We start from the raw sequence: 12,591 nt of genomic DNA on the forward strand, positions 1-12,591 counted from the left end.
AATGCTTGGTATACAGTTCCTGCAGGAAGATACAGCTCAACAGTTTCACAGGCGCACGCAGATTCTCAGGCTCAGACAGATATAAATAATAACGGGCAAACCTTCGCAAATGATGATGCAAATGCAAGATGTATTTTCAAAAATGCGGCCAAAAGCGTTTTGTTTACCCGTAATGACTGCCCGGCTGGGGCCGTTCCAGCAAGTGTCTGGTATACAGTTTATGAAGGAATGTACTATTCTGGTGTTTCTCAGGCAGATGCAGATTCTAAGGCTCAGACAGATGTAAACAATAATGGTCAAACCTTTGCCAATAATAATGCGAATGCAAAATGTACTTTTTACAGTGTGGCCAAAAGTGGAACGTTTACTAGAAATAACTGTGTAGGTGGTACTGGTGCTACAGTAATCTATACAGTCGCAACTGGGACTTATTCATTAACATCCTCACAGGCAGCTGTAGATGCGCTTGCTCAATCTGCCGTTAATAATTATGGTCAGGCATATGCCAATGCGAACGGAATTTGTACTTATTATAGTCCTGAGCTAAATTTCCAGCATACTAAAGATAATTGTCCTGACTTAACGAGGGGATCGACAGTCTATTATTATGTTCCATATGGAAAATACTTCTCTAATATATCACAGGATGATGCAACTTATAAAGCACTAGTAGATAATGGAACAAATGGACAAAATTATGCTAATGAAAATGGATATTGTTTGAGACCAGGAGAAGAGGAAAATTAAAATTGTAAAATAATAATAATAAACCAAAAATAATCATTTTTTTTAATTCAAAAACTGATGAAAAAATATATAGTACTATTAGTTTTATTTGCAGGTTCGGCCGTTACAGCCCAAACTTTTAGCGATGATAACTTTATTTATACATCTGTACCAAAAAAAGCGGTTCAGTCCGCTAATTTTAATACGCTGACCAAAGATGAGATGAGCCAAAATGTGACTTACTTTGACGGATTGGGTCGTCCAATTCAAAGTATTGCCATAAATCAGGGAGGCGACGGTCAGGATATTATAACTCCTATGGATTATGATGGATTTGGCAGACAGCAAAAAGAATACCTGCCTTATACCCTTGCTAATGGAGGTACTACTTATTCCAGAATAGATCCCACAGAAGCAATAAATGCTGCAACAGGATTTTACAATAAACCTAAATATGATAATACTGCCAATGCTTTTTCGCAAAAGCAGTTTGAAGCATCACCATTAAACAGGGTTTTAAAACAAGCCGCTCCGGGAAATCCCTGGGCTATGGGGAGTGGTCATGAAATAAAATTCGATTACCAGACCAATACTTCTGGTGATGCCGTAAAATTATATAGGGTCACTACAAGCTGGCAACCAGGTCAGGGTTTGTATGAAATTGGTTATCCTGAAGAAGGAAACTATGCCGAAAATGAATTGTACAAAACCGTAACCTATGATGAGAATTCCGGTGCAAGCCCAAGCGAATCTTCTGGAGCTATAGTTGAGTTTAAAAATAAGGAAGGACAGGTAGTACTTAAACGAACTTATAATTCTGGCGAAAGGCACGATACCTACTATTTATATGATATTTACGGCAACCTGACCTATGTCATTCCGCCAAAAGTCACCGGAGCTATTGATCTTGATAAATTAAACGGTTTGTGTTATCAATATAAATATGATGACCGTAACCGACTTGTAGAGAAAAAATTACCCGGAAAACAATGGGAATTTATTGTTTATGATAAACTGGACCGCCCTGTAGCAACAGGTCCTGCATTTTCGCCTTTTAAAGATGAAAATACTGAGGGCTGGCTCATTACAAAATACGATGCTTTTGGCCGGCCTATTTATACCGGCTGGAGCGCCCAATCGTCAAATTCACCGGCACGAAAATCATTGCAGGATGTCCAAAATGCAGCAGCAGTTTTATTTGAAACTAAACAAACATCAGGTACTACTATAGATGGAGTTCCTGTAAATTACAGTAATGTAATTGCACCAACTAATTTCAAAATTTTAACCATTAACTATTACGATGATTATGACTTTCCGCTGGGGTCATCGCGACCAACTACTGTTGAAGATCAAAAGGTTTTAATCAATACAAAAGGGTTACTTACCGGAACTTGTATCAGGGTACTTACAACATCTTCTATTGCAATGGGAGAAATTGCCAATATAGTTTATGATGATATAAAAGCCAGACCTATTCGCACCCAAACTCAAAATCATTTAGGAGGATATACCAATACAGATACTAAGCTGGACTTTTCAGGAAAAGTGCTTTATACGATTACCAAACATAAACGTAGCTATGGAGATAATGAGTTAACGGTAAGGGAAGAATTTACCTATTCACCACAAGATCGTTTGCTTACTCATACACATCAAATCAATGGAGGAACAATTCAGCTTTTAGCATCAAACAGCTATGATGCATTAGGGCAGTTAGAAAGTAAAAACGTTGGCAACACCGGAGGAAATCAAAGGCAAAAAGTTGATTATAGCTATAATATTAGAGGTTGGCTTACAGGAATTAATAATACAGAGAACTTGCAAATTGATACAGATCCTGTTGATTTATTTGCCTTTAAAATTAATTATAACAATCAGCCGGGAAATTCATCTGTTGATGCCTTATATAATGGTAATATAGCAGAGACTTTCTGGAAAACAGCATCTGATTATGCAATGCGTTCCTATGGCTATCAATACGATGATCTTAATAGATTAACAAATGCTATTTATGGAAAACCCGGTGATGCAATTCCAGTATCTGGAGCCTACAACGAAAGTTTAAGTTATGACAAGAATGGTAATATTAAATTATTACAAAGATATGGAGATTCTGATGCGCCTTCTATCGTTTTTAAAATAGATGATTTGACCTATGATTATTTAAATGAAAATTCAAATCAGTTAACAAAAGTTACGGATAGTCCTGCCGGAAATAATAGCAAAGGTTTTATTGACGGCAATAAAAATGGTGATGACTTTGGTTACGATGCTAACGGAAATATGACCAGTGACAAAAACAAAAATATTACTGATATAAAATACAATCACCTTAATTTGCCCAAAAAAATTACATTTGGTACAAATGGCACTATTGAGTATATTTACAACGCAGGAGGTCAAAAAGTAGAGAAAATTGTAACACAGGCAGGGGCGATAACCAACACCAATTATTTAAAGGGCTTCCAGTACAAAAACAATGAATTACAATTCTTTCCGACAGCGGAAGGTTATGTAAAAAATGCTAACGGATTAATTTCGTATGTATTTCAGTATAAGGATCACTTAGGAAATGTACGGGTAAGTTATGCGAAAAACCCACAAACCCAAGTACTTGAAATTATTGAAGAAAATAATTATTACCCATTTGGTTTAAGACACGAAGGATATAATTCGCAAATTGTAGGACTTGGGAATAAAGAAGCTCAGAAGTATAAGTACAACGGCAAGGAGCTCCAAGACGAACTGGGGCTTGGGGTTTACGACTATGGCGCACGTAATTATGATCCTGCTTTGGGTCGATGGATGAACATTGACCCAAAAGCTGAACAGATGCGAAGATTTAGCCCATATAATTATGCTTTTAATAATCCAGTCATATGGACTGACCCTGATGGAATGAGTCCTCAAACAGATTTTTACAATCTCAGAGGTAAACTGGTGAAGCATGTCGAAGATGGAAGCAATGCTAAAAAAATGGTTTTGACTACCAGCAAAAAAGAAGCAGATGTAAATAGTGCGATTGAAAAAGGTCACGTTGTTAGTGCTTTTTCAAATTCAGAGAGCACTAAAATGAAAGGAATTTACGATTTTGCGGCCGGGGATAAAACTCAGACGGAACAAGGTTTTGTACGAGGTACAAACGGGGAATCAAAGGTAGTTACAGGAACAAAAGCTGGAGAAGTTAGTAATGCTCAATGGAAAGATGCTAAGGCTGATTTAGATTCAAAAGGAAGTACTGCAACATCGGATGTACATTTGCATCCAAATACATTTGATTCTTCCGGAAATATCACTAGTTATGGATTACCACAAGGGTCTGCTGAAGACGTCAAACCTTCAAATAATAGAGGATATACTGAACCTTCTGTTGTTTTAGGATATAAAGAAGAGATTCAACCTTTACCTACGGGACAAATTGGAGGTACTCCAGAAGTAAAATATACCCCTACAGCAGGATTTTATGATACTCAAAGTAACCCGATCATTACTATAGAGTTTTCTGATTTACAAAGCGCAATTAAAAAAATTAATACTCCATGAAAAAAATCTTTTTAACTCTAATAACCGTGATAACTATCTGTTCTTGCAGTACATATTTAGATGGTGGTAAGAATATAAACACCGATTATATGGATTTCAATTATATGCAAAACTATAATGAATTCATTTATAAATCAAAAGTCAATTCAACAGCTGACAAAGAAGTATACTATCCCACTCATTTTAAAATAGATCTTCCTAAGAAAATTAAAAATTGGCAGAGTTCAAATAATGAATTTTATTTCGAATATTCAGACAAAGAGATAATCTATATTAATTCAGGATTCAAAAATACAGGTACTGTTGGCAGTTGGATATTAAAAGAAACTGATGATAATGAAATTTTTAGTAAACTAAGCTCTTATTGGAACAAAAGAAAGTATGATGAGGATGATTTAAAATTGGAAATTTCAAATAGAAAGTCTCAAATATACTCAGATGGTAAAACGACTATTCTGTTATACAATATTAAGCGAGAAAATTTCGAAAGGTATCTCACTTTGGTTAAGAGTTTCAAGTATTTAGACTAACATCTATGATCTATTAGTATGCAAGTAGTTTCTACTTAAATTATAATGAAACCACTTCTTTATGGAGTGGTTTTTGCTTTTTTTTGCAGAGTTCAAAAAGTCGCTGTGATAATTTAAGTATGTTGTTCAATGTCTTCTTTTACCTTGCAAAATCTCTTAGTTGTTTGAATAATAACAACTGGTATTGTAAAAATTAATAGAGTCTTTTTTCTGCTGAACACAAATAGTGGCTGAAATATCGTAAAGAATATATTCTATAATCAGCGAATACAGCCTTGTTATGATTTCTGCTGTAGCTCATATCAATTTAAAGAAATATTTTTATATTTATTGATATACTTACCATGCAATAAGATTAAAAATATCCCCCAACTTTCGCTACATATTTTTAATCTTTCACTCCATTTAGATATAATCTCTAAATTAATTAAAACTTGATAATCCTCTTCATCTCCTTTGGGTTCGGGAAATATATTATCTTTTATATTTATTATAGCTTTAAAATACTCTTGCTCTTCTTCATTATTAATATAAGTTGTTTCATCGAATGGAAACATATTTAGCCACATTACTAATGAATCTAGGACATTTTGAAAAGATTGCTGTAATTCTAAATTGACATTTTCAAAGTGCTGCTGTACCCTCTTCTGATCTAACTCTTTTAATTTAATTTTATCAAGCAATCTTAAATCGTTAAGATGGTCAACTAAAAGTACTAATCTAGCATAATTTTCCGAAGCTTTACTGATCTCATTAAATTCAGGATACATCTTAGCCCAGCTGTCAATTTTAAGATTTTCAAGAATTTTATGATCTATCACTTGAGGGCCAAAGCCAACAATGTTTAAATTTTCATATGAGTTATCCATAATAGTATACAGCCTTATTTCATTCCAGTTCTTATCGACAATTTTACTATCTGTAGTCTTAATAAAATAAATTCTGGAAAACCATAATTTCAGCATTAGGTATTTTAGACTTGTATATTCTGGCTTGTTGATTACTTCATGGATAATATCATAAGCTGTTTTCATACCTAGTAGTGACCAAAAAGGACTTATGCCATCAATGACTATTATTGGTTTTTCTTCATTTAGAGTATTGTTAATATATTTAATAGTAAAGGAGTTAGATTTAGAGATAAGCTTAAATTCTTTAACAATTTTACTCTCAAAATCTTCTTTAAGTTTTAGTATTCGTTTATATGAATGGTCTGCTTTAGTACTGTTATTCAAAAAATCTTTCCAATAGGATGCCGTAGTCAATAAAGTATTAAAGTCAATTTGGCTAGTGTGATTTACATCTATATTGGTTAACGTGTTTTTATATTGGTAATTATATTCCTTGAGTCTTTGAATCGCATCGTACAAATTAATTTGGGACACACGCTCTATGTTTTCATCGTGTACATGCGCTTCATCAGTTGTTAATTTAATCCTTGATGTCACTGTTTGGGCTGACTGATCTATAAAACTCTCGATACTGGTTTTAAAGTCAGAAAAGCTTTTAAAGAATTTCTCATACTTTGACTCTAAACTTTTTTTTAGTTGCTCTCTTTCATTTTCAGTATTTGAATCATTTTTCTTTCCTCCATATATCCCTAAAGGGTCAGTAATTGATTGTGGTTCTTTAATAATTTCAGATTTGTTAAAGAGAACATTCTGCATAACAGGAATCATAGGGGCGTATGTTTTACTTCCTTTAAACAACTGATTAAACGAACTGTTAACTTCATTAATTTTCTCTTTGATTAGAATCTCCCACTGATTTAATGCTTGGCAGTAATCGTTCCAGTCCGTTGGCCTATTGTTATATTCATAGAGTTTGACAATACTTGAGTTTATTCCTACCCATTCCTCTAGGGGCATATTCTCAATAGGCATAGTTTTATGCGTGGAATCATGGTCGACAGAAATTGTTTGCAATCTGTGGCCATAACCTTGAGAATTGAATTGTTTTTTATCCGGAAGAGCAGATCTTATTATATTCAAAATATTGACAACAAAATCATTTGTCGATCTTTCACTGTCACCCGTTAGAATATTTATAATGTAATGTAAATCCACTTCTTCACCTTCCAAAGACAGATGAATAACATCAAAATCGATTTTTATCCGGTCAACAAAATAATTGGTATATTTTTTTCTTATCGCATCTAATTCCGGTGAATATGAATACATTCCTAGCATTAATTTTGATAAATTCTTACTATCCAGTAATTTAAACGCGGTCTCAAATTCATGGTCTGTAAATAATGGTATCTTTTCCTTCTTATTATCAATATTCTTTAACCAAAACAAACTTTCCCCAAAAGATTTCCATTCAATTTCTGTAACAGGTACTTCTTTGGGAAAAGGAAGTTTATTTATGACATCGGATGCTAAGTTGAAAACATTTTGCTTAGGGATCAACCTTTTATTTATATCATCTATTTTTAGTCTACGCTCTTCATGCACTTTGAACAAGTCAAGTAACCCGCTTCTATCATAATTGCTGCCAAACAAAAAGTCTGTAAACATCGTCCAGGCTCCGCCAAAAACTGATCTGCACTCATCTAATACCTGCCGATTGCCTTCAACATAATCACGAGAGCCAGCCCATATAAAGGCTTTTAGTATAGATGTATATATTGGCCAGTTATTCACAGAAATTTTATTATTTATATCTGAAATAAATTGGTCAGGCTTAAAGATTTCGAGATACATCAATTGCAAAAGAAATAAATACAAATCTTGTTCTGCTAATAAAGGAATGCATTTGTAGCCATATTCTTCTTTGCTGTTGGCGAACTCATCAAAAAGTATTTCAACCAATTTTTGTGAACGAACGATATGCAGTCCTTGTATATATTTTCTGTCAGATGATTTTTTAACCAGGTATTCGTTTGAAAGCTTTTCAATTATAAACTGATAATCAATATCGGAGTCCAGTTTTGAAAGATCAATTTTAGCACCGAAAGAATCTGCAAGAGTAACTATTCTTAAAAATTCAATCTGTTGATTGTTGCTTAATCCGCTTTCATTTAAAATTTGCCTAACCTGTTGCTTTAGTTTATTATGTAAAGAATCTCCTTGAGTAAGGGAGTATACAAATTCTAATAATGGGGTATTGTTACCTAGTTGAATCCAAGCTTCTTCAAAATCTGCGAAATGACTGATATTATTTCTTTCATGCAATCTTGAGTAAATGATTTCCGCTTCTTCTTTTGAGAGTATTAAATCAATTTCCTTATGCTCAAATTCGATGCCGATTGCAGAAGCTCTATACCAGTCTTCGTTTCTGATTGCTATCAAAAACTTTATGTGATTAAGGTGTGCAGATTCTTTAATTATTTGTAACCAATCCGTTGTGTTTGGATTTACATTAATTATAAAAACTGTTGGAATGTCTAAATTTTTACTTATTGATGCAATAGACTGAATCGATTTTTGAGTACTGATTGGATCTTGCTGAATATTTAACTCAAAGCAAAGCCAATTATTGATATGTCGATGTACATAACTATATAAGAGGGCTGTCTTTCCTTGTCCAGATGCTCCTTTTATTACAATAGTATTATTTTTATTTATTTCTTCATTAATTATACCCAGTAGTTTATCTCTATTTATATCAAGCCCAAGTAAAATATGTTCATACCTTGTTAAAGTAGCATTGTAAAATTCTTTTTCTAATAATTCATGATTTAAATTCTCGATTGAAACTTTATGTAATGGTTTTAATACTAATCCATATTGCTCGCTTATCGCAATTCTTTCCGTTAAATATTTTGCAAAATCTTCAACCTTATTGAAAAAATCATTTGAGGTGATAGGTTGTTGTTTCTCAGCAATGAACTGTAGCCAATTTAATAGAAAACCAATTGTTGGTAATGGGTCAATAAGGGGGAAATTGTCCTTCATCATTTTTTCGACACCCTCGGCAATTTCCTCTTCATTAACTTCCTGAAATTGAGTTTTACTCTTAACTAACTTCCAATTTTCAATGGTCAACTTATATTTCTTTAAAAGATTTTTTTCTTTTCCGTCAATACTATTATTTTGCCCCGCCCACTTTTTAAGATCACTACTTATTTCACCATAGGAAACAAGTATAGGAATTGCATCAGTATAATTATCCAAGAATCTTTTTATAAATGAAGTTTTTTTATCAGATAAAATATCTGATAGTGTAATTCTTCTTCCTAGATTTTTTAATTGAATGGCATATAAAAGTTGTCCATTAGCATTTAAAATATCTAAATCTTCTTCTCCTTCTAAGCGAAATATAAGATTGTCCGTCATATTTGACAGAATGAAATGTAATGAATATAAAAACTGGGTTCTATAACCTTTTAAAGCTGCAATTGCTGACATATTAAAAAAATGATATTATTATTGTTTAATCTTTATCCTAATTGCAAATTGATCAATTATGTTAGAGAGGATTTTATTTATTAATAAAATAGATCGTATCATAAAGACAGACATCTAAATACCTATAATTAATGGTTTAGATGTTTTTATCTTTAATAAGCTTTGTAAATCTCGCAGAATTTTGATTTTGACTTGTCCTGTTAATTCATCCTTAAAATCTAATTTAACGTTATCGCACCTTTAGTTGTAATTATGGAACAACTATTTTCGTTTAATCATAATCCCTAACATATTACAAATAGTTGAATACTTATGTTTGGCATTAATTTTAATTAGTTATAAAATCTTTCTAAAGCAGATTTGTATCCAGTACTATTAATATCAATTGTCCAAAATCTACCAAATTCATCTAGCCCTTTAATACTTGTCTTAATCAATTTATTTAAGATAAATAAGTCTATTTCATCTCGCTCTGCATTTTTCGGGAAATTAAAATCATCAAAATGACCGTAACCTTTTCGTATAATTCTAATTTCATCATGCGAGAAAAAGTCTAGCAAAACTTCTAAAAAAAGATGTTTACCGTTTCTTGTATCATAGCCAGTTGAATTTGCTGTAATTCTGCCATTCGGTTTTTTTCTCAAATCAAGCTTTATTGGCTGCCCTTTATAATAATCAAAGAGTCTATATACTCCTTCTGTTAAACTTTCAAATCCGTAAATTTCTAACTCTAATTCTTCATCAGAAATACTGTCTACCAAATCTTTTCTCTCTTTTCTGAAGGAGTATTCTTGTTTACCTATTCCCTTAGGTTCCGCATAAGCAATTAATGCCCTTGTTAAAGTTCTTAAATCAATATTTGTGATATCAAATTCCATTATAATTCTTTATTAATTTTGTCTAAAACATTTTTGAACGTTATATAATTCTTCGAAAATAGTTTTGATTTTATCGAGAGAACGATATTAATTTTTTGCATTGATTCTATTTCTACTTCTGAAATATTCTCATAATCAATATTGTTTTTGTCTAAATACTTTTTGCGTAATTTATCAATCAGCTCATCATTGTTGTTCATCCAATTGGCACAATAACTTCTTAAAACTTGTATTTCTTTTTTAGGGAAATGAAAAATTTCAATTCTGATTTTACTTAGTATTAATTTTGAAATTTCCGGAAAGTCATTATCATATTGTGAATTGCCAAGTAAAATAATCTCTTGTAAAACATTCTGTTCTTTGCTATCAAATTTTATAGTTCTCATTTTGTGTAAATTATGTGGAAAATTATTGTTGCCAATTGGCCCCTTTACAAATCTCATTTACTTAGGCAAGCGATTGGAGTTTTCTCTGTCAAGAGAAATTTTTCTTTAAACAGCTGCAACATCCATGGGAGAAATCAACCTAACTCTTTAAAGCTGTGTAAACTATTTATTCTTCAAGATGTCTTACCGAACATTTTGCAATTTGTTCATCTGAAGAGGAAATTTCGAATTCAAACTTTAATTGCGGTTCAGCATAAATTTTATTTTTTGTGTATTTTGAAATCCAATTCTCAAATTTATTTATTGTTTCAACATCATCAAAAACTAGATGTTTTTGTCCGCGACGAATTATATATTTCAATTCTTGCGGAAGTGTTCTTGCTTCTTCTCCAAAATAGAAAAAATGATTAGAAAGCAAAACTGACTTTCCTCCTAAATCTCTTATTATGTTATCCGAATTATGAACACTCTTTCTTAATTTCGGTTCTGTAGATTCCGAATAGTCATAAATGCAATCTGAAACTCTTAAACGGTAATCTTTGCTAAACCATTTGGGTATTTTTTTTACTAAACTTTTTCTACAGAATTTATCATAATCTTCAAGAGATAATTTTTCTGTTACTTTCATTGCATAAACAACGGAATGAGAAAGATCATATGTGTTTCCATCTTTTAACTTTGAATTTTTTGAACCAGTTCCTATTATCCAATCATCAATATTAGCAGTTCTCCTAATGTCAGGTTTACAAATTGCTAATGTACAAGTTCCCCAAAATGGATTTGGTGCTGCTCCATCATCAAATCGCAAAACATAGGAAAATAACTTTTGCTTCTTAGGTCTTTGTATTGTTGACATTTCTTTCTAATTAGTTTTTAACGATACCCTGGCGTAAGTTGCTGAATAGGAACTGAACAATCTTAACAACACAAAAAGATTCATTCCTCCACTTACAAAAATGTGTAATTGCAATAAGCCTTTATGTTAACAATAACTATTTTAATTCTGGAAATACTAATTTAACAACTTCTTCAAACTCTTTATCTTGAAATGGCTTATTTTGATGGTATTCCTGTAGTTTTCTATTAAAATTCCCCTTCCTGGCGTCAAGCTGTCTAATTAAATCGGATTGTTTATAAATATTCATTGCATGTAAAATTATATCACCGCTTTCTCTATAATGTTGAATCGCGTTATTTAAAACCCCAAGTAAATTTGGAAAATTAAAATGTATGGGTTTTTGAAGCTTGAGAGAAAGAATCACAAACATCTCACGCTGCTTTTGATAAATTAACTTAAATTTTTCTGTATCATTTAATATTACTGCGAATCTTAGAAAATACCATCTCTCTTGTTCGCTTTGGCTTTTTAATTGTTTATAAATTTTATTTATGAAAACAACATCCTCCTCTTTGATTTTATAATTTCTTCCAAAAAGCTCATTTATTGAATAAATTAAAAATCCGTTTTTTTCAGAAATATAGTTTTCAGCAAGTCTTATAAAAACTGTTTTCTTAGAATCGTCGAGATTATTAACTTCTAATTCTATATTCTTTGAACGTAATAAGAAATAAGCGAATTTGTTTTTGCTTTTATCTTTCAAAGTCTCATTTAAAATGTATTTAGAACTTGCTCCAACAATTTTCGGTAAATCTAAAACTTCATTCAAATATTTACTTTCCTCTTTATTTAATTTGTCGACAATTGACATTCCTGAGAAATAATCGGCAGAGCAATCCTCGTAATATTTTTCAATTTCTATTAAAAAATTTTCAATGCCTTGTTTTTTCCAATGATCCATTTATAATTTTTTCTCGTTATTTCTTTCGTTCTTAATGATATATTTACCAGCCTAAAACAAAATACAATTCACCTAATTTAGGTTTGTTTGTGTAATAAGATAAGATAATAGCTCCAAGGCTAATATAGAAAAAACTTACACTTATTTCAAAATATTAATTTCTAAGGTCATGAATTTGAAATTATTTTATCCAAATCTTCTTTAAATAATAATTTGTAGAGCTGTCTTTTATCAGGTTACCAGAAATCATCATTTTAGTTAAACACTGTATTATTATTGCAAATTCTGGTAAAAGTGAGCACCCCATTCCGGTAAAAGAGAGCAATTGATTCCGGTTCAAAGTGAGCACCCTATTCTTGTGAAAGAGATCAATT

At 31.8% G+C, this 12,591-nt stretch carries 8 protein-coding genes; 3 read left to right on the top strand and 5 right to left on the bottom strand.

All coding sequences use genetic code 11. The features are described 5' to 3' along the window. The 3 genes from ACHZDT_RS21920 to ACHZDT_RS21930 form a co-directional block, all read left to right on the top strand. Nucleotides 1-747 (top strand): DUF5977 domain-containing protein (locus ACHZDT_RS21920; protein WP_394776829.1); only part of this gene is annotated, 747 nt, incomplete at its 5' end. A gap of 57 nt (nucleotides 748-804) precedes the next feature. Beyond that, a complete protein-coding gene (locus tag ACHZDT_RS21925) occupies nucleotides 805-4,272 on the top strand; it encodes a DUF6443 domain-containing protein (RefSeq protein WP_394776830.1) in 3,468 nt (1,155 codons plus the stop codon). Further along, nucleotides 4,269-4,802, top strand: a complete 534-nt coding sequence (locus ACHZDT_RS21930; protein ID WP_394776831.1) for a hypothetical protein — start codon at nucleotides 4,269-4,271, stop codon at nucleotides 4,800-4,802. The genes ACHZDT_RS21925 and ACHZDT_RS21930 overlap by 4 nt, the downstream gene beginning before the upstream one ends. 302 nt (nucleotides 4,803-5,104) lie before the next feature. Here the strand turns inward: ACHZDT_RS21930 and ACHZDT_RS21935 are convergent, their stop codons facing one another. From ACHZDT_RS21935 to ACHZDT_RS21955, 5 genes are all read right to left on the bottom strand, one after another. Next, a complete protein-coding gene (locus ACHZDT_RS21935; protein ID WP_394776832.1) occupies nucleotides 5,105-9,154 on the bottom strand; it encodes a hypothetical protein in 4,050 nt (1,349 codons plus the stop codon). Nucleotides 9,155-9,486: 332 nt separating this feature from the next. Next, nucleotides 9,487-10,032, bottom strand: coding sequence for a hypothetical protein (locus ACHZDT_RS21940; RefSeq protein ID WP_394776833.1), 546 nt, complete (start codon nucleotides 10,030-10,032; stop codon nucleotides 9,487-9,489). After that, a complete protein-coding gene (locus ACHZDT_RS21945) occupies nucleotides 10,032-10,418 on the bottom strand; it encodes a hypothetical protein (RefSeq protein WP_394776834.1) in 387 nt (128 codons plus the stop codon). The genes ACHZDT_RS21940 and ACHZDT_RS21945 overlap by 1 nt, the downstream gene beginning before the upstream one ends. A 166-nt stretch (nucleotides 10,419-10,584) precedes the next feature. Beyond that, nucleotides 10,585-11,274 (bottom strand): hypothetical protein, encoded by a 690-nt coding sequence (locus ACHZDT_RS21950; RefSeq protein ID WP_394776835.1) that lies wholly within the window; start codon nucleotides 11,272-11,274, stop codon nucleotides 10,585-10,587. A gap of 136 nt (nucleotides 11,275-11,410) precedes the next feature. Further along, nucleotides 11,411-12,217 (bottom strand): hypothetical protein, encoded by an 807-nt coding sequence (locus ACHZDT_RS21955; RefSeq protein ID WP_394776836.1) that lies wholly within the window; start codon nucleotides 12,215-12,217, stop codon nucleotides 11,411-11,413. Nucleotides 12,218-12,591: the final 374 nt, after the last annotated feature.

This window comes from Flavobacterium sp., from assembly GCF_043722275.1.
In the GTDB taxonomy this organism is placed as follows: Bacteria; Bacteroidota; Bacteroidia; order Flavobacteriales; family Flavobacteriaceae; genus Flavobacterium.

Coding starts and splice junctions, on each gene's coding strand:
- ACHZDT_RS21935 (WP_394776832.1), bottom strand. CDS start 9,154: ATGTCAGCAATTGCAGCTTTAAAAGGTTATAGAACCCAGTTTTTATAT.
- ACHZDT_RS21945 (WP_394776834.1), bottom strand. CDS start 10,418: ATGAGAACTATAAAATTTGATAGCAAAGAACAGAATGTTTTACAAGAG.
- ACHZDT_RS21925 (WP_394776830.1), top strand. CDS start 805: ATGAAAAAATATATAGTACTATTAGTTTTATTTGCAGGTTCGGCCGTT.
- ACHZDT_RS21930 (WP_394776831.1), top strand. CDS start 4,269: ATGAAAAAAATCTTTTTAACTCTAATAACCGTGATAACTATCTGTTCT.
- ACHZDT_RS21950 (WP_394776835.1), bottom strand. CDS start 11,274: ATGTCAACAATACAAAGACCTAAGAAGCAAAAGTTATTTTCCTATGTT.
- ACHZDT_RS21940 (WP_394776833.1), bottom strand. CDS start 10,032: ATGGAATTTGATATCACAAATATTGATTTAAGAACTTTAACAAGGGCA.
- ACHZDT_RS21955 (WP_394776836.1), bottom strand. CDS start 12,217: ATGGATCATTGGAAAAAACAAGGCATTGAAAATTTTTTAATAGAAATT.